Origin of the sequence: Brevibacterium sp. LE-L (assembly GCF_050214925.1) — a bacterium.
Lineage (GTDB): Bacteria > Actinomycetota > Actinomycetes > Actinomycetales > Brevibacteriaceae > Brevibacterium.
Genome location: NZ_CP189759.1, coordinates 3,520,626 through 3,545,796, shown reverse-complemented (window position 1 = coordinate 3,545,796; position 25,171 = coordinate 3,520,626). Strand labels below are relative to the sequence as shown.

Below are 25,171 nucleotides of genomic sequence, written 5' to 3'. Positions count from 1 at the left end.
GCGTGCTGGCGGGACTGGAGGAATATCATGAGAGGACTGAAGGCGTGACCGAAGCGCAGCGGGAGTCAACCGGGGCGAGTGGCGCAAGGTACGAGCAGATCGCGGAGCAGATGCGGGAGTCGATTCGCACCGGGGCACGTCAGGTGGGGCAGAGCCTCGAATCCGAAGCGGCTCTGGCCGCCGAGTACCGAGTCGCTCCGGGCACGGTGCGCGAAGCCCTGCGTCTGCTGGTCAGCGAGGGCACGCTGGGAGGCCGCCGGGGCGCGCGCAAGACGGTGCTGCGACGTCCCCGTCCGGCGGCTGTGGCCGAGGAGTTCCGCAGCTTCGCGCAGTGGGCGAGTGCACACGGACGGACCCCCGGTGGCCACGTCATCGAACAGAACTGGCGCATCGCGGGGGAGGAGACGGCCGCGGCGCTCAAGGTCGACCCCCGTGCACGTGTGCTGCGGGTTCTGCGTGTGCGTCTGCTCGACGGGGAGAAGGTCATGGTTGAGAGGACGAGCTACCCCGAGCAGCTCGGCGAGATGGTCGAGAAGATTCCCGGTGATGCGGCATCGGTCAGCCGCAGCCTCGCCCAGCAGCACGGAATCGTGTTCGCCGGTGCCGATCATGTCTTCTCAGCCACCGTCTGCGGCCAACAGGACGCTGCCCTCCTGGGTGTCGCCCGCGGGCGACCGCTGCTGCGTCACCTCCGCCGCAGTCGTGACAGCGCGGGCCGGCCGCTGGAGATCTCCGAAGATCGCTATCTGGCCAACATCCTGTCCGTGGCGATGTCGAACGGCCGCAATGTCAATCCGATCAGCTGGCTGACCGCCGACGAGCCGAACTGGTTCTGAGGTCCTCGCGGGCTGCGTGAAGCCACAGACGAAGGCGGCCCGGCTCCCCTTGCGAGGAGCCGGGCCGCCTTCAGTGAGAGGTTCGCGTTCAGCCCTTGAGTTCGGCCGCAAGTTCGTGGAAGTCGCGACTGGGGTTGCCGAAGCGGTGCAGAGTCATCGACACCGCCTGCTCCTGCACGTAGTAGCGCAGCTCCACCCGGGCCGAGGAGGTCACCGGCTCATCGATGATCGCAACTTCGGGGCGAGGAGCGGCCGCGGCCAGCAGTTCGTCCTCAAGGGCGCCGAGCACGCGGATGCGGGCCCCGACCGTGTCGTCGTACCTGCCCGCGGCGACCATCTCGGCGAAGTCCGCGGCGGACTCGGTGCGTGCGGCGACCCCGGCGTTCGTCACGGCGATCTTCACCGCGGCGGGCACATCCTCGGCGACGGAGAGCTGAACCGTCGCCCCGACGGTCTTGGCCGCGTGAACCGAGCGTTCGAGGTCGAACAGCGTCGCCGTCGACGTCACCCGCAGAGTGACCGGACGAGGGCGGTAGCGGAAGATGTTGGCCTCGGAGGTCAGCCCGGTGTGGTCCTTGGCCGCCCCGAATTCGCGGGCCAGCCAGCGTTCGTCATCGGCCTTGGCCAGATCGAGGTCCTGCTCGGAGCCGACGGCGCCCGGCAGGCTCGCGGGATCGTCGGCGTAGTGGCCGAAGAGCATGAGGTAGTTCGGCCCGCCGGCTTTCGAACCCAGACCCACCGAGGACTGCTTCCAGCCGCCGAAGGACTGCCGGCGCACGATCGCTCCGGTGATGCCGCGGTTGACGTAGGCGTTGCCGACCTGAACACGATCGAGCCAGGTCCGCACCTCCTCCGGGTCGAGGGAGTGGATGCCGCCGGTGAGACCGAAGTCCACGGCGTTCTGGAACTCGATCGCCTCGTCGAGATCCTTCGCGTGCATGAGCCCGAGGACCGGACCGAAGACCTCGGTGAGGTGGAAGAACGACCCCGGTTTGACCCCGTCCTTGATACCAGGGCTCCACAGGCGTCCGGTGTCGTCGAGCTGCTTGGGCTCGAGCAGCCAGGACTCTCCGGGCTCGAGCGAGGTCAGGGCGCGACGGAGCTTGTCCGAAGGATCCTCGGTCAGCGGGCCCATGGTGGCTGCGAGGTTCGCCGGCCAATCGACGACCATTGAGGATGCGGCGTCGATGAGCTGGCTGCGGTAGCGCTCGGAGTCGTAGGTCGACCCGACCATGATGCCCAACGAGGCGGCCGAACACTTCTGCCCGGCATGGCCGAAGGCCGAATGGACGAGATCGGCCATGGCCAGATCACGGTCGGCTGCGGGCGTGACGATGAGAGCGTTCTTGCCCGAGGTCTCGGCGTTGACGTGGAGTTCGGGGCGGAAGGACTTGAACAGGGCCGCGGTCTCCGAGGCCCCGGTGAGGATGACCCGGTCGACATCGGGATGGGACACGAGGTGCTGACCGAGGTCCCGTTCGATCGGGGCGCACAGCTGCAGAACGTCCTTCGGGACACCGGCCTGCCACAGGCAGTCGACGATGAGCGCCGAACAGTGCGGCGTCGGCTTCGAAGGCTTGTGGATCACGGCCGACCCGGCCGCCAGGGCCGCCACGGTGCCGCCGGTCGGGATTGCAACGGGGAAGTTCCACGGCGGGGTGATGACGACCATCTCATCGGGGGTGAACTTCGCCCCGTCGAGCGAGTCGAGTTCGAGGGAATTCAGGGCGTAGTAGCGGATGAAGTCGATGGCTTCGGAGACCTCGGGGTCCGACTGCGCGGGCATCTTGCCGACCTCGGCGGCCTCGACCGCGATGAACTCACCGCGACGGGCGGCGAAGATGTCCGCGGCCCGGTGGAGGATCTCGGCTCGTCCGGCAGCCCCGAGCTCACGCCAGCCCTTGGCCGCGGCGCGCCCGGATGCGATCATCTCATCGAGCTGCTCGGTCGATTCGACCGTCGGCGCGTGCGGACGATCGTCGAGGTACCCGGGAGCGGTCGCCTCGGCGATGATCTTCCGGACCCACTCCTGGTTCGCCGGCAGTGAGGGATCGGTGTCGGGTTCGTTGAAGAATTCGGTCGGAACGACGGTCTCGCCGAGGACTTCGGCCGAACGGTCCTGGTGGCGGTTGGGAAGGGGCGCGGCTTCACCTTCGGAGTCGAGGATCGACTCGAGGTCGGCGACAGCGGCGGTGAACCGATCGGCCTCGCGCTTGAACACGTCGTTGCCGTTGGCGAGGTCGAAGATGCCGGACATGAAGTTCTCGGAAGCCGAGTTCTCCTCGAGGCGGCGCACCAGGTAGGAGATCGCGACGTCGAACTCCTTCGGGTGCACGGCCGGGACGTAGAGGAGGAGGTCGCCGACGTCCTCGGTCACGGCGGCGGCCTGCTCGCTGGCCATGCCCTGGAGCATCTCGAACTCGACCCGGTCGGTGACCGAACGGTCGACGGAGAGATGATGGGCGAAGGCGATGTCGAAGAGGTTGTGTCCGGCCACGCCGATGCGCAGGCCCTTCATCCGCTCCGGAGTGAACAGCCAGTGCAGGACGCGCTTGTAGTTGGCATCGGTGGACTGCTTCGAGTCGCACGTCGTCACCGGCCATCCGGCGATCTCGGCGTGCACGGTCTCCAACGCGAGATTCGCGCCCTTGACGAGGCGGACCTTGATCCCGACGCCGCCGTTGTCCACACGTTCGGCGGAGAATTCGCTCAGCCGCTGCACCGCGCCGAGCGCATCGGGCTGGTAGGCCTGAATGACGATTCCGGCCTCGAGGTCCTTGAACTCCGGTTCGGAGAGCAGGCGCATGAACACGGCGATCGTCAGTTCGAGATCCTGGTACTCCTCCATATCGAGGTTGACGAATTTCGCGCCCGTCGGGGCCTTCGCGGCCTGTTGGTAGAGGGGGCGGAGACGTTCGACGACATAGTCGACGGTCTCGTCGAAGGCCCACATCGAGATCTGCGAGGCCACCGAGGAGACCTTTACCGAGACGTAGTCGACATCCTCGCGGGCGAGGAGGCGGTGGGTCTCCTCGAGGTGGTGGTCGGCTTCGCCGTCGCCGAGCACGGCCTCGCCGAGGAGGTTGATGTTGAGCCGGTGGCCGTCGGCGGTGAGTTTCGCGACGGTTTTGCCGAACTGCTTGTCGCGGGCGTCGACGACCATGTGCCCGACCATCTGGCGCAGGCGGGTGCGGGCGGCGGGGACGACGACCTGCGGAGCGATCTTCGCCAGCGCGGCGCCGGCCTTGATCTGCGCGCGGTCGAGGGCGGACATCGTCTCCGGGGCGAGCTTGCCGACCTCGGCGAGGGCATCGGCGGCCGCATGCACATCATCGGTGCGGACCACACGATCGACGAATCCGACCGTGAAGTCGAGACCGTTCTCATCGGAGAGGACCGCGGAGAGGCGTTCGGCCGCCGGGTTCTTCGCAGCGGTCTTCGAGGTTGCCACCCGCAGCCATCTGCGGACGGTGTCGATCGACCGGGCCGTGAGCTGTTCGAGATCGGTATCGGTGTGCAGCAACTGCGCTCCCTTGCTTGTCGTGGATGGTGCCTTCGCGCATCGGCGCTGACCGCGTGGCGTCGATCTCAGTATGCTCCGCGGGAATCCCGGGGTGAAGAGACCGGAGACCATCACTGACATCTTTGAGTCAGAAATATTAGAATGACGGGATGTATTCCCCGGAGTTTCGTCGTCAGGCGGTGGCAGCGCTGGAGACCTCCACCCTCGCCGAGGTGGCGCTGGCCACAGGCGCGTCCCCGACGTCGCTGCGGCGCTGGGCGAGCAGATCCGACCTGAGTGATCGCCCGCGCAGCGGGCGCCCGCCGATCCAAGACACCGCCGACCGCGTCGTCGAGGCTCTTGTCGCAACGGCCGGGGCCCGGATCTCCGGACGAGACTATTCGACTCGGGCGCTGGCGGAGGCGACCGGTCTGAGTCAGAGCATCGTCTCGCGTTCCGTCCGCTCTCTCACCGTGCCTGTGGCCACGGTGACAGGCGGCCACGAGATCATCCTCGCCGCCAGCGGGTTCCCTCTCGTCATCGTCGGTGACCGGCGCGTCGTTGCTGGTGACGAGGGTGATGACGGGGGCGGAGGCCCGTCGGTGCCGCCACGACGGATTCAGCGTCGGATCGCCGGAATCGCGGCGGCGCTGCGCTCGGCCGGCGTGGGGCGGTGGCGGCAGCGCTTCGACAGCGAACACCGGCAGGTGCCGACCGGTCAGCTGCTCGACCTGTTGTCAGGCGAGGGCCGTTTCCTCGTCTTCGACCCGCTGCGAGAAGTTCCCGACGACCTCGTTGCGGGGCCGGATTCACGGGTGAGCGCATGCGTTGACTTCGAGGAATTCCTCGATGCGCTCAAGGTCATGTTGGCCGGATGCCAGGACATCCCCGGGTCTCTGCTCGATCTGCTCTCCGCGCGGGTCCGGCACGGACTCGAGGGGGTGCTGTGGCGGGAATCTGCGCCCGTCGAGCCCGTGAGAAGTTCCATAAGTTCTGACTCAATGGAGATCTCGTCATGGCTGCCGAAGGAGACCCGGTCGATCACCGAACACCTGGCGATCGCCCTGCGAGAGGAGATCATCGACTCCGGCTACGAACCCGGTGACCGAATCAACCCGCGCTTACTCTCTCGACGGATGCGCGTGCCCAGGGCCTCCGTGGACGCCGCCCTGCGCCGAATGGTCGATGACAAGCTGCTCGACGGTTCCCGAGGCGGGGCGCGGATCCCGCTCATCACCACCGTCGACGTGCTCGACCTCTATGCCGCCCGCATGGCCATCGGCGAGGTTGTGCTGAGATCGCTGTCCCTGCGCCCGCAGCGTTACCTCGTGCCCGTGCAGTTGGCCCTGCGGCAGGTCGAGGCCTCGGCACCGACTCGCAGCGGAATCGACGTCGAAGACGCCGACCTCCATTTCCAACAGGAGCTTGCCCGAGCCTCGGGACTGCGAGAATCCGCGCGGGCCTTCGAATCCCTGACCCTGCGGCTGCGCCTGTTCATCTCCGTCCTCCAGCTCGACTACTCACCGGCCAGCGACCGCATCGTCAGCGACGATCGGGCGATGTTCCGCGCGCTGAGCCGAGCGGACGCGAAGACCGCGATCGACGTCTGGCGCGGCAAAGTCGACAATGCGGTCCGTCATATGGCCGGTCTGCTCGGTCGGCGTCGCTTCGACCAGCAGCTGTGGACTCAGCTCACCCGCAGCCTCGGGTGAGGCCGGGCTGGGAGACGGTCGGCTCAGAGGCCGAGCAGCGCGATCGCGATGGTGAAGTACACGAGCAGACCGCTGGCATCGCAGAAGGTCGAGATGAACGGTGTCGACACGACCGCGGGATCGACCCTGCACGCCTTCGCCGCAATCGGAATCGAGCCTCCGACCACGGCCGCGATCGGGCAGTTGACCGTGAGCGTCAGCGCGATGACGGCACCGATCTCGAGGCCGTAGAGCGGGGAGGCGATCGCGAACGCCGGTACGGCCAGGAGCACACCGAGCAGCAGACCCGTCGTCAGTTCCTTGCCGGCGACTCGGATGAAGTCGCGCAGTCCGATCTCGTCCATCGCCAGTGCACGGGTCACCGTCGTCGCGGCCTGCGAACCCGTATTGCCGCCGATGCCGGTCAGCAGCGGGATGAACAGCGCGAGCGCAACCACCTCGGCCAGCGTCGATTCGAAGATCTCGAGCACGTGGACGGTGAGCACTGCCGAGATCGCGAGAACGAGCAGCCACACGATGCGGGTGCGGGCGATGGTGAGGACCGATGTGGGAAGGTACCGGCGATAGAGCGGCTGGGTGCCGCCGGACAGCGCGTAGTCCTCCTCGTCGGCCTCGGCGATGATGCGTGCGGCATCCTTGATCGGCAGGATTCCGACGAGGCGACCCTCACGGTCGCCGATGGGCAGGACGGTGACGTCCTCGCGCAGCGCGGTTCTGGCGGCGGTCTCCATATCGTCATCGGTGTGCGTGATCTCCTCGACGGGCACGGCCAGGCCCTCCACTCCGGTACCGGGCGCGTAGCGGAGGAGCTCGAGCGCGTCGAGGGTGCCGACGATCCGACGATCGGGGGTGAGGACGGGGATGAGGCGGACGTCCTCGAGGTCGACCTCGGTGTCGCGCAGTCGACCGGTCACCTCGGCGACGGTGTCGTTCGTCCACGCGATGACGGCCGTCGGCGACATCCGGCGGGCGATCGAATTCCGGCCATAGCCGGCGATCGCCATCACCGCGCCGAGGTCGGAGGCGGGGACGGCGTTGAGCAGCTTCGTCGTGACATTCGCGGGCAGCTCATCGACGAGTCGGCCCTGATCCTCGGGATCGAGGTCGCTGAAGATCGTGCTCAGCTCCTCCGTGTGGAGGGCATCGATGATATCCGAGCGCGTGCCGCGGTCGAGACCGTCGAAGACCTCGACGGATTCGTCTTTGGGCAGGAGGCGGAAGACGATCGCGGCTTCGGTGGCCGAGAGCTCGGCGATGAGCTCAGTGGTCGCATTGGGACCGAGATCGCGGATGGCGGAACCGAGGGCCGCGAGATCACGATCGTCGGTCAGCGTCCGGACAGTGGCGGCGTCGAGGACAGAGGTCATGACGTACTCCAAGCAGAGTCGGGTCGACGCGTGCGCGGTGGGGCAGGCGTCAGCGGAAGAGAGGGAGGGGGCACAATCGACTGTCGGAATCCATTGACAACCACCTCCCGGGAATCTGCTCGAAGAAACTTCTGCGCGCGCATCATCGGCGCGCGGTCCGAGTCTAACGGACGCCGGTGGGGCATCGAGAATCCGAGGCAGGGCGCTCCCAATCGGCTGGTATAGATTTGGGGAGGAGCGAAGCCGAGGAGGAGAAGCGAACCGTGGAGACTTTGGTTGTGGGTGTGGCCGGCGGAACCGGCAGCGGAAAGACGACACTCACACAGGCGCTGTTGGACAGATGCGAGGGCCCGCCCTCGGTGCTGTTCCACGACAACTACTACAAGCGACGCGATGAGCTCAGCTATGCCGAACGTGAGAAGGTCAACTACGACGATCTCGACGCCTTCGACAACGATCTCTTCGTCGAACATCTCACCACGCTGCGCGCCTCACAGGCGGTGCAGAGTCCGGTCTACGACTTCTCGATCCACAATCGCAGCGATGCCACGACGCTCGTCGAACCGTCGCCGGTGATCATCGTCGAAGGCATCCTCATCTTCGCGGAGCCGCGCATCTGCCGACTGCTCGACATCAAACTCTTCGTCGACACCGACGCCGATGTGCGTCTGCTGCGTCGGATCAAACGCGATGTCGTCGATCGGGGGAGGACCCTGCAGTCGGTCGAAGACCAGTACCTCGGCACGGTCAAGCCGATGCACGAACTCTATGTCGAACCCTCGAAACGCAACGCCGATCTCATCATCCCCGAGGGCGGCCACAACATCGTGGCCATGGACATGATCCTCAATCGGATCCAGAGGGGTGTCGGCGGAGCCGGCTGAGTCGCGGCCCCACATCCTGTGTGAGCCGGCATAGTGCCTGACTGGGACGTGTCTGAGCTGGACGTGTCTGACCTGGCATGCCTGACCTGGACGTGCCTGACCTGGACGAACGGCGTCTGCCGGGTTTGTTTCCGATGTCGTGTCAGTGCCGACGGGTAGCGTCTTCATATGGACGTCGACTCCGCACGGGAACCAGCGATGGCTCCGGATCCGCTGACCGAGATCACTCGGTTCGGCGAGTTCCTGCGCGGTCTCGACCAGGGCGACACCGAAGCGGAGACGCTGGCGCGGATCACTGCGCTCGAAGAACTCAGATCCGCTGTCGTCGCCGCACAGTCCAATGAGGCCGTGGCCTTCGAAGCGCTGCGCATCGGACGGGACCGGCTCAACCGGGTGCCGGCGATCGACTGCGGAAAGCGCGCCGGCGACGAGGTCGGACTGGCGAAGAAGGTCTCTCCCGGATCGGGCAGGAAGTTTCTCAGCACTGCCCGCACGATCGTCATCGGGATGCCCAACACCTTCAAGGCCCTGGCCAAGGGGGAGATCTCCGAGGACAAAGCGCGCATCATGGTCGACGAGACCGCGGTCCTCGCCGACGCCGATCGGCGCAAGGTCGATACGCGGATGAAGCGCAGTCTGGAGCCGACAGGACTGCGCAGCCTGCGCGCCGAAGTACGTGCGCTCAGCGCCGAGATGGACGCCGAAGCGGCTGCGAAGCGGGCAGCGAAAGCAGCGACCAATCGTCGTGTGAACCTGACCGTGATCGATGACGGGATGGCCAGGATCTCCGCGATCCTGCCGCTTCCACAGGCCGTCGCCGCCTATGAGAGCCTCCGGGCCGGCGCTGAGTCGATCACTGTCGCCGCTGATGCAGGCGGGCGGAACCGCCAGCAGGTGCTCGCCGACACCTTTGTCGAACGACTGAGCGGCCAATCGAGCGCAACGGCGGTGCCCTCGGAGATCCATCTGCTCGTCGAGGCCGAATCTCTGCTTTCTGACGGACTCGTACCGGCCTGGCTGCCCGGGTTCGGGCCGTTGCCGGCGAAGACGGCAAGGGAATTCGTTGCCGCGAACGAGGCGAAGATGTTCATCAGCAGGATCTTCACCCGCCCCGACGACGGACAGCTGGTGGGAATGGACTCGAAGAGCCGGGAGTTCACCGGACGACTGCGGCAGATGATCACGTTCCGCGACGATGTATGCCGAACTCCGTGGTGTGATGCCCCGATCCGGCACGCCGACCACGCCCGGCCGGTCGCATCGGGTGGAGCGACCACCTGGGAGAACGGTTCAGGCCTGTGCGCATCCTGCAACTACGCGAAAGAACACCCCGGATGGAAGCACGAAGCCACAGCGGAGGGCCTGCGGGTCACCACACCGAGCGGGCGCTCCTACGATGTGGCCACGCCCGCGGTGATCCGCCGCATGCGGTTTCCGCGCCCCGACGCGGTGTCCGAGCCCGGAGGTTCGCCGCCAGGGGTTGATTGGCGCCAAGCCCTCTCTCGATTCCTCGAACCGCAGCGGGAAGAAAAGCCACAGCGAGACCTCCCCCAACCACAGCCGGACCTCCTCGAACCACAGCGAGACCTCCTCGAACCACAGCGGGGCGAGTCGCCGCGCAGGGCTGAGGATTTTCCGATCGAGTTCCAGTCGATCGTCCCGAGCTTCGTACTGCCCGAGCAGTCGCCACAGCGGTATTGCCCCCGTGCCGAGAAGATCGCCGACTGGCGCAGACGCAATGCGCACCGGCGGCTGACAGCGACGGACTGCAAAGGCAGCCCGGTCGAGACGGAACTGGTAAAGGCAGTCTTCGGACCGGACTGAGTCGAATCTGCGTACCTGAGCCGAGGCTGCGTACCTGGGCTGAGGCTGCGTGTCGGATCTGGAACATCGGGAGAACACCCGTCACACGAATGCTGCAGACAATCGTGGGTATGGGCACGGCAGGTAGAAACGGCAGTACACGACGGACGACAGCGCGAGGGCGAAGTCTCAACCTCGCAGCGCGTGTGCTCCCGTTGGGATCGGTGGCCTGCTGGGTGATCACGGCCTTCGTGCCTGTCCTCGACAGCGGCGGGAACGGATCGATGCGGATCCGCGTGACGTCTCTCGGATTCTCCCCGATCGACATGAATGACCTCAATCCGGGGTACCTCGCGCTCTGGATCATCATCCTCACCTGCGCGTTCACTGCCTGGCTGCTGTCCGCATCGAAATGGTGGTCGATCGCAGCGATCGTTCTCGGTACGGTGCTGGGGCTGCACCTGCTGCAGATGGTCGCCGATCCGCCGATCCTGATGTGGGACGGACAGACCGCGAACGGGATGCTCACCGGGGGCATGGAGGTCGCCTATCCTGCGGCAGGCTTCGGTTTGTGGGTCCTCGGAAGCATCCTCTTCGTCGCCGCGGGAATTTGTGGACTGGTCGCCGAGGCCCAAAAGAATCGTCATCGCCGTGAACGAATCAAACGCTGCATGGCCAAACGCCATGGTCCCGCCGCGTGAGGCTGGTTCCGGGTCTTCGGACACATCGCTGCCGGCGTCGAGGGTTGGCAGCGCAAGCGAAATGCCCCCGACCACAGGTCGAGGGCACTTGAGCCTCAGCATTCTGAGAAGGGGCTGTTGCCTCAGTCAGCTGCTGCAGTCATTCGCGTCACTTCACGGGTTCGAAGACTCTTGCGAAGTAGTCGCCGATCTCGGAGTGCGCCTCGAGCGGGAAGACACCCGACACGTACTGATCGGGCCGGACCACGACGACGGCACCGTCACGGCTGATCTCACGCACGTCGAAGATGTCGTCGTCGGGCAGGGCAGCGTAGATCTTCTCGACGTATTCGAGATCGAAGGCGCCGACATGCGGGCGGAAGACCCGCGGCACATCGGGGAACGCGAACTCGGCGTGCTCCTGCTGGTAGATGACGCTGAGCTCGATGAGGGCGTCGAGGTCTTCGTCGGCGCGGCGGTAGGCGACCAGGGGAGAGGTCGGATCGGATTCGAGCCACTGCGCCAGTCCTGCCACCTTGGACTCTGCGGCGCCATCGACTGCTGCGGTGCCATCGACCGCTGCGGTCGGAGCCGCGGCGTCAGCGAAGACGTACACGCGCCAACGGCCGTCGGCCTTCGCCTCATGGCCGAGGTGGATGAAGTTCGCATCGCAGCTGCGCTGGACACGAGCGGATTTGAAGCGTTTGCCGATCGGGAACCCGGCGGCCAGCTCCTGATGCTTCGTCGACGTCGTGATCATCGACTCCGTGTACTCGGTCATGAACCCGGCGGGGAACTCCGCGGTCTTGACGTAGAACTCCTCAAGGTAGGCCTTGTCCGGCAGTTCCTCCTGCGGAGTCGCCATGAGCGTCGACCACTCCTTGTCGAAATCGATGAGGTTCTTCGCCGTCACCTGACGCTCGGCCGAATAGGTGCGCAGCAGCTCCGTCGACGACCGGCCCGTGATGACCTGGCCGAGCTTCCAGGCGATGTTGAAGCCGTCCTGCATCGACACGTTCATGCCCTGACCGGCCTTCGCCGAGTGCGTATGGCAGGCATCGCCGGTGATGAACACGCGTGGGCAGGGCGAACCCGGGTCGGTCTCATCGGTATCGTCGAAGGCATCGGTGAGTCGGTGGCCGACTTCGTAGACCGAATGCCAGGCGACATTCTTCACATCGAGGCTGTAGGGCGCGATGATCGCATTCGCGCGCCGGATGATCTCGTCGATGCTCGTCTGCCGGACCTTGCGAGCATCGTCTTCGGGCACCTCGCCGAGGTCGACGTACATCCGGAACAGGTGACCGCCCTCGCGGGGGATGTGGAGGATGTTGCCGTGCTTCGACGAGATCGCGCACTTGGTGCGGATGTCGGGGAAGTCGGAGTTCGCGAGGACATCCATGACACCCCAGGCATGATTGGCCTGGTCACCGGACATGGTCCGCCCGATCGACGAGCGCACCTTCGACCGGGCCCCATCGCAGCCGACGACGTAACCGGCACGGATGGTCCGTTCCTCACCGGCACGGTCACCGGCGGTGTAGCGGACGGTGACGGACACCGGATGGTCGTTGACCGGCGCATCCTCACCGGCGGAACCGACGGAGAGGTCGACGAACTCGATGCCGTAGTCAGGAGTGATCCGACCGGGGGACTGGACGGCGAACTGGGCGAAGTAGTCGAGCACGCGGGCCTGGTTGACGATGAGGTGCGGGAACTCGCTGATCCCGTGTTCGTCATCCTTGGGCCGTCCGGTGCGGATGATGTGCTCGGGGGTGTCCGGATCCGGATTCCAGAACGACATCTCCGTGATGTGATAACCCTCGCGCATGATCTCCTCGGCGAAACCGAAGGCCTGGAAGGTCTCGACCGATCGAGCCTGGATGCCATCGGCCTGACCGATGACCAGACGGGAATCGCGCTTCTCGATCATCCGGGCGTTGACCTCGGGATACTGCGAGAGCTGAGCAGCCGCGATCATTCCCGCGGGGCCGCTGCCGACGATGAGGACGTCAACCTCATCGGGCAGGTCCTCGCTGCGATCGATTCCGCAGCCCGCGGCTTCCTCGATCCGCGGGTCAGCGGACACATAGCCGTTCTGATGGAAATGCATGTCAACCTCCGGTTCTTGACACGTCGTCGTGATACTCGAATGCTATCAGTTCATATACGATCGAGCGTTTTCAGGGTGGCGCTCGTCACCGTCGTCGCAGATCACCGGCGAAGAGCCGCTTCGGTGGCGGAAGCCGCCTGCCGCCGCGAGCCGATCCCGATGATCGGACTCACGGCCTGCTCCTCCTCGTGGTCGGGGCCCAGCGGGATGCCGGTGCGATCGCGCAGCAGCAGAGTCGCGACCAGTGCGAGCGCGGCCACGACACCCAGATACACCGCCACCGAGGTGGTCGTGCCCGTCTCGGACACGAGAGCCTTCGCGATCGTCGGGGCGAAGGCGCCGCCGAGGATCGACCCGATCGCATAGGACACCGACACCCCGGAGAAGCGGACGCTGGAGGGGAAGAGCTCGGCGTACATCGCCGGCTGCTGACCGTAGGTGAAGCCGAGGCCGACGGTGAGGATGACGAGGCCGAGCAGGAGCATGCCCAGTGATCCGGTGTTGACCAGCGGGAACAGCGAGAAGATGCCCACGAGCAGGAAGGCCCAGCCGAGCAGGTAGGAGTTCCGCCGCCCGATCCTGTCCGACACCGCGCCGGCGAGGATCGTGAAGATCAGCCAGGACACCGCCGAGGCGGCCACCGCCCACAGCACGGGGCCGCGCTCGAGGCCGATGGGTCCGGCCGGATCCGTGGCGTAGTTCTGGATGTATCCGCCGGTGGTCATGTACCCGGCGGCGTTGTTGCCCATGAACACGAGCGAGGCGAGGATGACGAGCAGCCAGTGGCCCCTGAAGAGCTTGCCCAGCGGGTTCGACACCTGTTCCTTGCGTGCGGCGATCTCATGGAAGACGGGGGACTCCTCGACTCCGCGGCGGATCCAGTAGCCGATGAGGACGAGCGCGATGGACAGGAAGAACGGCACTCGCCACCCCCCACTCGAGGAAGGCGTCGCCCGGAGCGATCGAGGTCATCAGCGCGAGCACACCCGAGGACAGGAGCAGGCCGATGGACACGCCGATCTGCGGGAAGGAGCCGCGCAGTCCGCGGGACTCCTCGTCCGCGTGCTCGACGGCGAGGAGGACGGCTCCGCCCCATTCGCCGCCGGCCGAGATGCCCTGGATGATGCGCAGGACGATGAGCATGGCCGGGGCGATGACGCCGACGGAGTCATAGGTCGGCAGGGCGCCGATGAGAGCCGTGGCCGCGCCCATGGCGATGAGCGTGATGATGAGGACGGCGCGACGGCCGAGCTTGTCGCCGAAGTGTCCGGCGAGGAAGGCGCCCAGGGGGCGGAAGAGGAAGCTGATGCCGACCGTCGCGAAGGCGACCATGGTCGACAGGGTCGACCCGAGCGGGCCGAAGAAGAGCTCGTTGAAGATCAGCCCCGAGGCCGCGGCGTAGAGGAAGTAGTCGTACCACTCGATGCTCGTGCCCACGATCGTCGCGAACGCCACTCGGGTCTGAGTGTGCTTCTGTGCTGCCATGACTCCTGTGTCCTGTCGTGCGTCTGCGGTGCATCCCGACCGCATTCTCTGTGGTCTGGATTACTTGTCGCTGGGAACCGTATCATATACGATTCATCGTGAAGCCAATCGAAATGAGGTGTGAGATCGATGTCGACTCCAAGTGGTGTTCCCGTCCGTCCCGGCAAGATCATTGCCGTTCATGTGGCCTATGAGTCCCGCGCGGCTCAGCGCGGAAAGCGTCCCGCGCAGCCGTCCTACTTCCTCAAGGCCGCGAGCTCAGTCGCCGGAACCGGGGAGACCATCGAGCGGCCGGCCGGAACCTCGCTGCTCGCCTTCGAAGGGGAGGTCGCCATCGTCATCGGCACTGCCGCCCGCGGCATCACCGAGGCCGACGCTTGGTCCCATGTGGCCGGCGTGACCGCGTCGAACGACTTCGGCCTCTACGACATGAAGACCCCGGACAAGGGATCGAACGTGCGCTCGAAGAGCCGCGACGGCTACACCCCGCTGGGCCCCGAGCTCATCCCCGCCGCCGAGGCGGCCCCCGAATCCCTGCGCATCCGCACCTGGGTCAACGGCGAAGTCGTCCAAGACGACGGCACCAGTGCCGAACAGCTCATCTTCAGCCTGCCGCGCATCATCGCCGACCTCAGCCAGCACCTCACCCTCGAACCCGGCGACGTCATCCTCACCGGCACCCCGGCCGGATCCTCGGTCGTCGCCCCCGGCGACACGGTCGAGGTCGAGGTCACGGCCGCCTCGGCGAACGGAGGGGAACTGAGCTCCGGTCGTCTGAGCACCACCGTGGTCGAGGGCCCCGGCGGATTCGACGAAAGCCTCGGCAGCCTGCCTGCCGTGAACGAGACGCTGACCGTCGACGCGTGGGGCTCCCGCGAAGCCGCGGGGCTGCCTGTCGAGGACACCGCGGCGACCGTGGAGGGCGGACTCGGCGAGGATCTCGTCGCCAGGCTCACCGAGGCCCCGACCGCCGGGCTGTCCGCGCAGCTGCGCGCACGCGGACTCAACAATGTCGTCATCGAAGGCGTGGCCCCGCTGCAGCCGGGAGCGAAGGTCGTCGGGACCGCGAAGACCCTGCGCTTCGTGCCCAATCGTGAGGACCTGTTCAAGTCCCACGGCGGCGGCTACAACGCCCAGAAGCAGGCCTTCGACTCCATCCGCCCCGGAGAGGTCATCGTCATCGAGGCCCGCGGCGAATCCGGTTCGGGCACGCTCGGCGACATCCTCGCCCTGCGCGCGAAGTCACTCGGCGCCACCGGTGTCATCACCGACGGGGGAGTCCGCGACTCCGCCGAGGTGGCCGGCATCCTGCCCGTGTTCGCCACCGCGAAGAACCCCGCCGTGCTCGGCCGCCGCCACGTGCCATGGGAGTCGGACGTGGCTGTGGCCTGCGGCAACGCCACCGTCCTGCCCGGTGATGTCATCGTCGCCGACGACGACGGAGCCATCGTCATCCCGCGCGACCTCGCCGAGGAAGTCGTCGACGCCGCCCTGGCCAAGGAGATCGAAGACGGCTGGGTGGCCGACCAGGTCGCCGCCGGCAACCCGATCGAAGGGCTCTTCCCGCCCAAGGGCGAGTGGAAGGCGAAATTCGAGGTTTGGAAGGCCTCCCGGTGACGACCGAGACCCCGTCGCCCGCGTCCACCTCGTCGCCCGCGTCCGCCTCCTCCACGGCCTCGCTGAGCAAGGCCGAGACGGCGTATCGGTGGATCCGTGAACGCGTCGCCGACCAGACGTATCAGCCCGGGCACAAGCTCGTGCTCGCGCAGATCGCGCTCGCCCTCGACACCTCGGTGGTGCCGGTGCGCGAGGCGATCCGCCGGCTCGAAGCCGATGGGCTCGTGACCTTCGAACGCAATGTCGGCGCCCGCGTGGCCATGGTCGATCAGGGCTCCTACGCACAGTCGATGGACACCGTTGCGATCCTCGAAGGGGCGGCGGTCGCCCAGGCCAAGGACCACCTCGGCGCCGCTGATCTCGACGCCGCCGAGGAGATCAACGATCGGATGCGGGTGCTGCTGACGGACTTCGAGCCGTCCGAATTCACTCGGCTCAACCACGAGTTCCACGAAGCGCTCTACCGGCGCTGCCCCAACGAACGGCTGTGCACCCTCGTCGGACTCGAATGGGATCGGCTCTCGCACCTGCGGGATTCGACGTTCTCCTTCGTGCCCGAACGGGCGCTCGAATCCGTCGAGGAGCACTCCCGCATCGTCGCGCTCATCCGGGCCCGCGCCTCGGCTCAGGAGATCGAACGGGCCGTGCGCGAGCACCGTTCGGCCACACTGCACAGCTACCAGAACCTGCAGATGACCACCGCTTCGACCACAGAACCACGAAAGGACAAGTCATGACACAGTCCATCACCCCGCCGGCCGATATGCCGGAGAAGATCCGCCACTACATCGGCGGCGAGTTCGTCGACTCGATCGACGGGGACGAATTCGACGTCCTCAACCCGGTGACGAACGAGCCCTACATCAAGGCCGCCTCGGGTAAGAAGGCCGACATCGAGGCCGCTGTCGCCTCGGCGAAGAAGGCCTTCGATGAGGGCCCGTGGCCGACGATGCTGCCGCGTGAGCGCGCCCGCATCCTGGGCCGGATCGCCGACATCGTCGAGTCCCGCAAGGACGAGCTCGCCGCGATGGAGTCCTTCGACTCCGGTCTGCCCATCACTCAGGCCAAGGGCCAGGCGGCCCGGGCGGCGGAGAACTTCCGCTTCTTCGCCGACCTCATCGTCGCCCAGGTCGACGATGCCTTCAAGGTCCCCGGGCGGCAGGCGAACTACGTCAACCGCAAGCCCATCGGCGTGGCCGGACTCATCACCCCGTGGAACACTCCGTTCATGCTCGAATCCTGGAAGCTGGGACCGGCGATCGCGACCGGCAACACCGTCGTGCTCAAGCCCGCCGAGTTCACCCCGCTCTCGGCCTCACTCTGGCCCGGCATCTTCGAAGAGGCCGGACTGCCCACCGGTGTCTTCAACATGGTCAACGGCTATGGCGAAGAGGGCTTCGCCGGCGATTCGCTGGTCAAGCACCCGGACGTCCCGCTCATCTCCTTCACCGGCGAGTCGGCGACCGGGCAGACGATCTTCGCCAACGCCGCTCCCTGGCTCAAGGGCCTGTCGATGGAGCTCGGCGGGAAGTCACCTGCCGTGGTCTTCGCCGATGCGGACCTCGACGCGGCCGTCAACGCCACGATCTTCGGCGTCTTCTCGCTCAACGGCGAACGCTGCACCGCCGGTTCGCGCATCCTCGTCGAGGACTCGATCTACGACGAGTTCGTCGAGCGCTACGCCGCCCAGGCCAAGCGTGTGAAGGTCGGTCTGCCCGCGGATGAGACCACCGAGGTGGCTGCGCTCGTCCACCCCGAGCACTACGAGAAGGTCATGTCCTACGTCGAGATCGGCAAGACCGAGGCCCGCCTCGTCGCCGGCGGCGGACGGCCGGACGGCTTCGAGACCGGCAACTTCGTCGAACCCACCGTATTCGCCGATGTGGGACCCGATGCTCGGATCTTCCAGGAGGAGATCTTCGGGCCCGTCGTCGCCATCACCCCCTTCTCCTCCGACGAGGAGGCCCTGGAGCTGGCCAACAACACGAAGTACGGTCTGGCCGCCTACATCTGGACCTCGGATCTCAAGCGGGCGCACAACTTCTCGCAGGCCGTCGAGTCGGGCATGGTGTGGTTGAACTCGAACAACGTTCGTGACCTGCGCACCCCCTTCGGCGGAGTCAAGGCTTCGGGCCTCGGCCACGAGGGCGGCTACCGTTCGATCGACTTCTACACGGAACAGCAATCCGTGCACATCAACCTCGGCGAGGTCCACAACCCGGTCTTCGGCAAGCAGTGATCCCGCCCGCCGTCATTCCTTCGACTCACTGACCCTTTAAGGAAAACCCATGTCCACTGCCATCCCAACCCCGTCCGTCCCCGCTCCGGATGTCCTGCGCTGCGCGTATATGGAACTCGTCGTCACCGACCTGAAGAAGTCGCGTGACTTCTACGTCGACGTGCTCGACCTGCAGGTCACCGAGGAGGACGAGACCACCGTCTACCTGCGGTCGATGGAGGAATTCATCCACCACAACCTCGTGCTGCGGCAGGGGCCGGTCGCCGCCGCGGCCGCGTTCTCCTACCGCGTGCGCACCCCCGAAGACGTCGACCGCGCCGAAGCGTACTACCGCGAGCTCGGCTGCGAAGTCCGCCGCAGCAAGGACGGCTTCGTGCGCGGCATCGGCGATTCGGTGCGCGTGCAGGACCCGTTGGGCTTCCCCTACGAGTTCTTCTATGAGGTCGAGCATGTCGAGCGCCTGGCCTGGCGCTACGACCTGTACTCGCCGGGAGCGCTCGTCCGGCTCGACCACTTCAACCAGGTCACCCCGGACGTGCCGAAGGCCGTGGACTACATGGAGAAGCTCGGCTTCCGTGTGACCGAGGACATCCAGGACTCCGAGGGCACCGTCTATGCGGCGTGGATGCGTCGCAAACCGACCGTCCACGACACAGCGATGACCGGCGGTGACGGCCCGCGCATGCACCATGTCGCCTTCGCCACGCATGAGAAGCACAACATCCTCGCCATCTGCGACAAGCTCGGTGCGCTGCGACTGTCGGACTCGATCGAGCGCGGACCCGGACGCCACGGCGTCTCGAACGCCTTCTACCTCTACCTGCGTGACCCGGACGGGCACCGGATCGAGATCTACACCCAGGACTACTACACCGGTGACCCCGACAACCCGCGCGTGACCTGGGACGTCCACGACAATCAGCGTCGCGACTGGTGGGGCAACCCGGTCGTGCCCTCCTGGTACACCGATGCCTCGCTCGTGCTCGACCTCGACGGGGCGCCGATGCCGGTCCTCGAACGCACCGACGACTCCGAGATGGAAGTGACCATCGGCGCCGACGGGTTCTCCTACACCCGGCGTGAGGACGCGGACTCGAAGTTCGGTGCCCGCTCGGGAGCCGATGACGGCGAGGACGAGTTCAAGCTCGGTCACCAGCTGTGACCGACTGCCGGCCACAGCGCAGAGAGGATGACAATGCTCGATGAGACGACGATCGCGGCCATCGCCGACGATCTCGCGGAAGCCGAGCGGACCCGGTCGAAGATCGGTCTGCTCACCGCGAAGTTCCCGGACATGACCGTTGAGGACTCCTACGCGGTGCAGAACGAATGGCGCCGCCGCGGAGAGGCCGAGGGCAGACGGCTCTTTGGCCACAAGATCGGACTGACCTCGAAGCCGATGCAGCAGGCCACCGGCATCAGCGAACCCGACTACGGGGCGATCTTCGCCGACCAGGTCTATGACACCGGGTCCGTGATCGATCACTCGAAGTATTCGGGGGTGCGCATCGAAGTCGAACTCGCCTTCGTGCTGAAGGACGAGCTGCGCGGACCCGATGTCAGCCTCTTCGACGTCCTCCGCGCCACCGAATACGTCATCCCGGCGCTCGAGGTCCTGTCCTCGCGCATCGAGATGGAAGGGCGCACGATCGTCGACACCATTTCGGACAATGCGGCGTTGGGTGCGATGGTCCTCGGCGGGCGGCCGGTCGCCGTCGATGCCGTGGATCTGCGTCGGGTCAATGCGCTGCTCTACCGCAATGAGACGATCGAGGACTCCGGGGTCGCCGCCGCCGTGCTCGATCATCCGGCCCGCGGCATCGTGTGGCTGGCGAACAAACTCGCCGAACACGGCGATGTGCTGCAAGCCGGGGAGACGGTGCTGGCCGGGTCGTTCACCCGCCCCATGTGGGTCCATCCCGGCGACACCGTCCACGCCGACTACGGAGAACTGGGAGTCATCACATGTCGTTTCGAGTAGAACTTCCGCAGACCTTCGCCGACCGGGTCGCTGGCCTCGACGAAGGACAGCACCTGGCCGGGATGTGGGTGTGCTCGGGTTCGCCCGTGGCCGCCGAGATCGCGGCAGCCTCCGGAATGCAGTGGGTGCTCATCGACGCCGAGCATTCGCCGATCGGATTCGAGACCACGGTGAGTCTGCTGCAGGCGATGAACGGCTATCCGGCCACCGCCGTGGTCCGGGTGCCGGTCAACGATCGGGTGCTCATCAAGCAGTACCTCGACCTCGGTGCGCAGAACCTGCTCGTCCCGATGATCGACACGAAAGCCGACGCCGAGGCGGCTGTGGCGGCCATGCACTATCCGCCGAGGGGAGTGCGCGGGGTCGGTTCGGCCTTGGCCAGGGTCTCCCGGTGGAACGCTGTGGACGGGTACCTGACGCGGGCCGCGGAGTTCGTGTCTCTGACCGTCCAGATCGAATCGGCGACCGCGGTCGACAATGCTGCGGAGATCGCCGCCGTCGACGGCATCGACCAGATCTTCGTCGGGCCCTCCGATCTGGCGGCGTCGATGGGGCTGCTCGGCCAGCAGACGCATCCGGATGTCACGGACGCGGTGGCCAGGACCTTCGAGGCGGTGAAGGCGGCGGGCAAACCCGTCGGCGTCAATGCCTTCGATCCGGAGCAGGCGCAGAAGTACTTGGATGCCGGGGCCTCGTTCGTCCTCGTCGGCGCCGATGTCGGGCTGATGATGAACGGTGCCCGAGCTTGGGCGAAGACCTGGGTCCAGGACTGAGCACACCTCACCCCCGTCCGCGAACATGCGGTCGGGGGTGAAGTGCCTTTGCCGTCGGTCTCATTCCTTGTCGCGGCTGCGACCTGTCAGGAGCAGGACCGTGGAGCCGAGGCCGACGAGGACGATGCCCATGCCGATGAGCATTCCATTGCCCGTGGTGCCGGTGCGAGGCAGTTCGGCCGGTGGGCCCGGGGCCGCCGGGGTCTCGGCAACCGGTGCGACCGGTGGGGTCTGCGGCTTCTTCGGGGCCGCGGGCTGCTCAGGCTGCTCGGGAGGCGCTGGGGGAGTCGTCGGCTGCTCAGGCGGGGCCGGGGATTCCGGCGGAGTGCTGGGTTTCTCCGGTGGTGCCGGCGGGGTGCTCGGCTTCTCCTCGGGCGGACGGTGCACGGTCTCGGCCGGGACGCCCCAGTCGCTCGTCCACGCCGCGTTGACATCGCTGCCCTCGATCTCTGTCACATAGGTGACCCACCCGACCGGCATGTCGATGGCCTGGGTGCTCACCTCGGCGTGACCGTCAGCGTCGGCGACGACGGTGAAGTCCTGCACGGACAGTTCCTCGCCGTCGGGCTTCGCGGACTGCTCGGGCTCATCCTCCACGTGGTAGGCGGTGACGGTGAGCACGGCTTCGGATCCGGGGTGCAGCCCGGTCACGGCCACCTCGTCGTGGGTCGATGTTCCCTCGAGCACCGCCTCGGTGTCGGCCTGCGGAGTCCAGGGGACGAATCCGGTCTCGCGGGGCTGACCGTGGATGCCCTTCCATTCCTTCGTTGCCTTGTCCCCGGCGATCGTCTCGGTGAAGTACAGCCAGCCGCGGAAATCCTCCGGCACACTGATCTCATCGGAGGTGTGCGTGCCGTTGCCGACCTTCTTCGAGGTCACGGACCCGATCGCGCGGGCATCGTCGTTCTTCGTACCGAGTGTCGGTCGTGCAGCTGTCTGCCACAGAGTGTGTTCGACAGTGACGGTGTGGTCGCCGATGAGGCCGGAGACGGTGAACTCATCGGTGACGGCATCGCCGGGCGTCGGAGTCTGGTCCGAGATCTCGGTGGTCACCTTCGGTTGGGAACTCAGTTCGAGGGTCGCCTTGTCCGCGACTTCTGTAGGACTGTCGGGGGTGATGACCCGCTGGACCCGGGTGCCCGAAGTCGGTTCGAAGACGCGCACGGTCTGCGGGGCGACCTTCGCGGAGGCGGTGACCGACAGGGTGCCGGGTGCGCTCGCCTGCAGCGTCGTAGTCACGGCTTCATCCCCGGTGGTCAGCGTCGTCGGGACGTCTTTCGCCCCGGCCGCCTGGAGCGTGATGGGGACATCGGGAACCTGTGCTCCGGAGGCGCTGGTCAGCGAGATCGTCAGCGTCGCCTCGTCGGTGGGGGTGCCGAGGATCTTGCCCTTGTCGGTATCAGGCTCGGGTTCAGGCGTGTCGGAGTCAGGTGTCTCGGAGTCAGGAGAAGAGGAGGACTCCGCGACCGCATAGGGCTCGAGCACGGGCATCTGCAGGACTGGTTCGAGGCTGATATCGAGCGTGTACGGGCCCGCGTACTTCTTCGCCTTCGCAAGGATCGTCGAGTGCTGTTTCGCAGCACTGTCGAACTTCTTGCCCAGGTCGCCCGGTTTCTGTGGAGGCACCTTGTGATCATGGGGGAGTGCCTTGTCGAGACGGGCCATGGCGCTCAGCGCCGCCTGCACGTCCTTCGATTTCGAGTCGGCGTATTCGTGCAGAGCCCACGCGGTGCGGGCCGAAGTCACCTGTTCGGCTTCGGCGCCCTTGAAGTACTTCGCCAGCGGAGACTTCTTCCCCGCATCGATGCAGTAGGCCGAGGTGTCCGGGAAGGTCCGATACGAGCCGTACCAGGTCTTGCCCTGCTTCGCATGGTGCCAGATGCCCGGTCCGTAGGCGTTCGGCGCGGTGAGCACGGGAACCTCGCCGAGGCTGACCGGCGGGCCCGCGGCCATCGCCGGGCCCAGCCCGATGAGTGAGGCCACGGTGAGGACGGTGAGGAGCAGTGCGGTGCGCAGCGATGCGAGTCTGAGAGTAGTCATGGACCGATTCGACATGGCACGTCCGTCGCTGGGCCAGAGCTGTCGGAGCGCCTGTGGAAACGGGGTCCTGTGTCCACAGGTTTCAGCGTTCGAGTCGACGATGATCAGGGCGTCTCCGGGTGGGAGAGTGGGGTGGCCTGGGTCTGGCGCCTCCGGTCGGACTTCGCGCCGAAGCGGCCGCATCAGCGCCCGAAGCAGTCGCCGTCAAACCGTCTGCTGTCCACAGCCGAATACGTTCGAGTCGGATTTCGGCTGACATTCGCAATAGGTGGCAGTCGGCTGAAGTGTTGCTGGACGGATACATGGCGCGGGTCTCTGCCGACGACGTTCGACCATAGACTTGTGGGGAGCGGTACATTCCCCATCGAAGAAGGACGATCTATGTCGGCACAGAACGGTCCCGGAGCGCAGGGTCCGAACCAACCCGGAGTGCAGCGATCCCAGCCGCCCCAGGTGCAGGATCCACGGAACCCGAACGCTCCGTCCGCGCCCGAGCCGCAGGTGCCGCAGCAGGGCCAAGTGCCGCCGGGGCAAGTGCCGCCGCAGTCGCAGTCACAACGACCGCAGAACAACGATCGGTTCCGACCTCGGCCTCAAGGCACCCAGCAGAATCCGCAGCAGGTACCTGCCCAGGCACCACAGCCTGTGCCTGCACCGGGTCAACCGATGCCGGGCGTGCAGGCACCTCAGCCTGTGCCAGCACAGGGCCAGCCGATGCAGGGCCAGCCGATGCCGGGCCAGGGCAGTCCTTCCTTCCAAGGACAGCCTCAGCCCATGATGCATGGCCAGTCTCAGCCGGCTCACGGCCAGCCGATGATGCACGGCCAGCCGATGATGCCCGGGCAGCCGATGCCGGGCCGACCGCCGGTGCAGGCACGCGTCTACGCGCAGCCGCGCTTCGCCCCGACAGTCACCCAGGAGATGCGGGTCCGGGCCGGGATGCAGGCACCCCAACAGGTGGTCACCGAGACCCCGTGGACCGGAGCCGTACGGAAAGCACAGCCGGAGACCGCACCCGATTCGACCGGCAACATCATCAGGCTCGTCGCCGCCGTCCTCGTCCTCGTCATCCTCCTCGTCGGACTGGGCGGCCTTGCGCTCCTCGGCGGGCTGAGCTTCGGGGCACGCCTGTTCGCCCTCATCGGGCTCTCAGCGATCCCGCTCGTCGGCATCATCTCCTATGTGCTCTGGCTCGACCGGTGGAAACCGCAGCCGAAGCTCATCCTCGGCATCTGCCTGCTCTGGGGCGCCGTCGCTGCGGTCATCCTCACCCTCGGCTTCTCGCTCGTCGGCGACATCGCGCTCTACCTGGTCGGCATCAACGGGGTTCCCGACGTCATCGGTGCGGTCATCCAGGCCCCAATCCTCGAGGAATCGACGAAGACCGTCCTCCTGCTCGTCATCGTCCTCGCCGCCCGCCGGTACTTCGAGGGTCCTCTCGACGGGCTCGTCTACGGCGCCCTCATCGGCGCAGGTTTCGCCTTCACGGAGAACATCCTCTATCTCGGCCAGTCATGGAACGACGGTCAGCTCGATGCCCTGAAATGGACATTCCTCCTGCGCTGCATCGGTTCGCCGCTGCTGCACACGACGTTCTCGACCTGTGCGGGAGTGTCCATCGGCTTCGCCGCCCGCAAATGGCCCTGGTGGTCGCTGATCCTCATGTGGCTGCCCGGCCTCGTCCTCGGCATGGTCCTGCACGGTTTCTGGAACGCCTCGATGTCGCTGTTCAGTCTCATCGGACCGCTCATTCAGATCATCGGCCTCATCGTCATCAGCGTCATCCTCTCTGCCGCCTGGGTGGCGCTCGGACTCGTCCTGCGCCGCAGCGAACGCATCCACACACAGAACATGCTCGGCGACTACGCGAACTCCGGCTGGCTCACTCACGCCGAAGTCGACATGCTCGGCACCTGGAAGGGTCGGAAGAACGGCCGTCAGTGGGCGAAATCCTTCCCGGGCGGCAAGGATGAGATGAAGACGATGATCCGCACCTCGGGAAAGCTGTCGACGACCCGCATGCGAGTGTTGGCAGGCATCGGCGGCGATCAGGAGCGCAAGATCGAGCGGGCCGAACTCCAGCAGTTCGCCGACGCCCGAGACAGACTGCTCGCCGCCTCCAAGCGGACGGTTCGGTAA

Annotated in this window: 16 protein-coding genes and 1 pseudogene; 12 read left to right on the top strand and 5 right to left on the bottom strand. The window is 66.4% G+C overall.

What is annotated here, in order from left to right:
* The first annotated feature begins 44 nt into the window (after positions 1–44).
* A complete protein-coding gene (locus ACQE2J_RS16155) occupies positions 45–836 on the top strand; it encodes a GntR family transcriptional regulator (RefSeq protein WP_205683268.1) in 792 nt (263 codons plus the stop codon).
* A gap of 88 nt (positions 837–924) precedes the next feature.
* Here ACQE2J_RS16155 and ACQE2J_RS16150 read toward each other — a convergent pair whose 3' ends face one another.
* Positions 925–4,359: a bifunctional proline dehydrogenase/L-glutamate gamma-semialdehyde dehydrogenase gene (locus tag ACQE2J_RS16150; RefSeq protein ID WP_426936609.1), complete on the bottom strand. Its 3,435-nt coding sequence runs from the start codon at positions 4,357–4,359 to the stop codon at positions 925–927.
* 149 nt (positions 4,360–4,508) lie between these two features.
* On the opposite strand from ACQE2J_RS16150, the gene ACQE2J_RS16145 reads away from it, so the two are divergent.
* A complete protein-coding gene (locus ACQE2J_RS16145) occupies positions 4,509–6,050 on the top strand; it encodes an FCD domain-containing protein (RefSeq protein ID WP_426936608.1) in 1,542 nt (513 codons plus the stop codon).
* Positions 6,051–6,073: 23 nt separating this feature from the next.
* On the opposite strand, the gene mgtE is transcribed toward ACQE2J_RS16145, so the two are convergent.
* A complete protein-coding gene (gene mgtE, locus ACQE2J_RS16140) occupies positions 6,074–7,417 on the bottom strand; it encodes a magnesium transporter (protein ID WP_135537379.1) in 1,344 nt (447 codons plus the stop codon).
* A gap of 263 nt (positions 7,418–7,680) precedes the next feature.
* Here mgtE and udk point away from each other — a divergent pair, with 263 nt between their 5' ends.
* From udk to ACQE2J_RS16125, 3 genes are all read left to right on the top strand, one after another.
* Positions 7,681–8,301: a uridine kinase gene (gene udk / locus ACQE2J_RS16135; protein ID WP_135537378.1), complete on the top strand. Its 621-nt coding sequence runs from the start codon at positions 7,681–7,683 to the stop codon at positions 8,299–8,301.
* A 168-nt stretch (positions 8,302–8,469) separates the two neighbouring features.
* Positions 8,470–10,125 (top strand): DUF222 domain-containing protein, encoded by a 1,656-nt coding sequence (locus ACQE2J_RS16130; RefSeq protein ID WP_426936607.1) that lies wholly within the window; start codon positions 8,470–8,472, stop codon positions 10,123–10,125.
* A gap of 230 nt (positions 10,126–10,355) precedes the next feature.
* A complete protein-coding gene (locus ACQE2J_RS16125; protein WP_426936606.1) occupies positions 10,356–10,805 on the top strand; it encodes a hypothetical protein in 450 nt (149 codons plus the stop codon).
* A 148-nt stretch (positions 10,806–10,953) separates the two neighbouring features.
* On the opposite strand, the gene ACQE2J_RS16120 is transcribed toward ACQE2J_RS16125, so the two are convergent.
* Complete coding sequence (locus tag ACQE2J_RS16120) at positions 10,954–12,897, bottom strand: FAD-binding monooxygenase (protein WP_426936605.1); 1,944 nt, start codon at positions 12,895–12,897, stop codon at positions 10,954–10,956.
* A 101-nt stretch (positions 12,898–12,998) separates the two neighbouring features.
* A pseudogene (locus ACQE2J_RS16115) lies at positions 12,999–14,382 on the bottom strand (MFS transporter).
* A 129-nt stretch (positions 14,383–14,511) separates the two neighbouring features.
* On the opposite strand from ACQE2J_RS16115, the gene ACQE2J_RS16110 reads away from it, so the two are divergent.
* The 6 genes from ACQE2J_RS16110 to ACQE2J_RS16085 are packed head-to-tail and all read left to right on the top strand — an operon-like array spanning position 14,512 to position 20,992.
* Positions 14,512–15,999: a fumarylacetoacetate hydrolase family protein gene (locus tag ACQE2J_RS16110; protein WP_426936604.1), complete on the top strand. Its 1,488-nt coding sequence runs from the start codon at positions 14,512–14,514 to the stop codon at positions 15,997–15,999.
* Entirely contained in the window at positions 15,996–16,736 is a 741-nt protein-coding gene (locus ACQE2J_RS16105; protein ID WP_426936603.1) for a GntR family transcriptional regulator, read from the top strand. The genes ACQE2J_RS16110 and ACQE2J_RS16105 overlap by 4 nt, the downstream gene beginning before the upstream one ends.
* The gene (gene hpaE, locus ACQE2J_RS16100; RefSeq protein ID WP_426936602.1) at positions 16,733–18,238 is read left to right on the top strand and encodes a 5-carboxymethyl-2-hydroxymuconate semialdehyde dehydrogenase; all 1,506 of its coding nucleotides are present in this window, start codon (positions 16,733–16,735) and stop codon (positions 18,236–18,238) included. Before ACQE2J_RS16105 ends, hpaE begins: the two co-directional genes overlap by 4 nt.
* 49 nt (positions 18,239–18,287) lie before the next feature.
* Positions 18,288–19,400: a 3,4-dihydroxyphenylacetate 2,3-dioxygenase gene (gene hpaD, locus ACQE2J_RS16095; RefSeq protein WP_425119285.1), complete on the top strand. Its 1,113-nt coding sequence runs from the start codon at positions 18,288–18,290 to the stop codon at positions 19,398–19,400.
* A 33-nt stretch (positions 19,401–19,433) separates the two neighbouring features.
* Positions 19,434–20,219, top strand: a complete 786-nt coding sequence (locus ACQE2J_RS16090; protein ID WP_426936601.1) for a fumarylacetoacetate hydrolase family protein — start codon at positions 19,434–19,436, stop codon at positions 20,217–20,219.
* Positions 20,204–20,992 carry an HpcH/HpaI aldolase family protein gene (locus ACQE2J_RS16085; protein ID WP_426936600.1) on the top strand — a complete coding sequence of 263 codons (789 nt, stop codon included), beginning with the start codon at positions 20,204–20,206 and terminating at the stop codon, positions 20,990–20,992. The genes ACQE2J_RS16090 and ACQE2J_RS16085 overlap by 16 nt, the downstream gene beginning before the upstream one ends.
* Positions 20,993–21,052: 60 nt before the next feature.
* Here the strand turns inward: ACQE2J_RS16085 and ACQE2J_RS16080 are convergent, their stop codons facing one another.
* Positions 21,053–23,032, bottom strand: a complete 1,980-nt coding sequence (locus ACQE2J_RS16080) for an LPXTG cell wall anchor domain-containing protein (RefSeq protein ID WP_426936599.1) — start codon at positions 23,030–23,032, stop codon at positions 21,053–21,055.
* A 774-nt stretch (positions 23,033–23,806) separates the two neighbouring features.
* Here ACQE2J_RS16080 and ACQE2J_RS16075 point away from each other — a divergent pair.
* Complete coding sequence (locus tag ACQE2J_RS16075; protein WP_425119288.1) at positions 23,807–25,171, top strand: PrsW family glutamic-type intramembrane protease; 1,365 nt, start codon at positions 23,807–23,809, stop codon at positions 25,169–25,171.

Excerpts from the sequence above, each read along its gene's own strand:
- ACQE2J_RS16145 (WP_426936608.1), top strand. The coding sequence starts at position 4,509 with ATGTATTCCCCGGAGTTTCGTCGTCAGGCGGTGGCAGCGCTGGAGACC.
- mgtE (WP_135537379.1), bottom strand. The coding sequence starts at position 7,417 with ATGACCTCTGTCCTCGACGCCGCCACTGTCCGGACGCTGACCGACGAT.
- ACQE2J_RS16130 (WP_426936607.1), top strand. The coding sequence starts at position 8,470 with ATGGACGTCGACTCCGCACGGGAACCAGCGATGGCTCCGGATCCGCTG.
- ACQE2J_RS16120 (WP_426936605.1), bottom strand. The coding sequence starts at position 12,897 with ATGCATTTCCATCAGAACGGCTATGTGTCCGCTGACCCGCGGATCGAG.
- ACQE2J_RS16110 (WP_426936604.1), top strand. The coding sequence starts at position 14,512 with ATGTCGACTCCAAGTGGTGTTCCCGTCCGTCCCGGCAAGATCATTGCC.
- hpaE (WP_426936602.1), top strand. The coding sequence starts at position 16,733 with ATGACACAGTCCATCACCCCGCCGGCCGATATGCCGGAGAAGATCCGC.
- hpaD (WP_425119285.1), top strand. The coding sequence starts at position 18,288 with ATGTCCACTGCCATCCCAACCCCGTCCGTCCCCGCTCCGGATGTCCTG.
- ACQE2J_RS16090 (WP_426936601.1), top strand. The coding sequence starts at position 19,434 with ATGCTCGATGAGACGACGATCGCGGCCATCGCCGACGATCTCGCGGAA.
- ACQE2J_RS16085 (WP_426936600.1), top strand. The coding sequence starts at position 20,204 with ATGTCGTTTCGAGTAGAACTTCCGCAGACCTTCGCCGACCGGGTCGCT.
- ACQE2J_RS16080 (WP_426936599.1), bottom strand. The coding sequence starts at position 23,032 with ATGACTACTCTCAGACTCGCATCGCTGCGCACCGCACTGCTCCTCACC.
- ACQE2J_RS16075 (WP_425119288.1), top strand. The coding sequence starts at position 23,807 with ATGATGCATGGCCAGTCTCAGCCGGCTCACGGCCAGCCGATGATGCAC.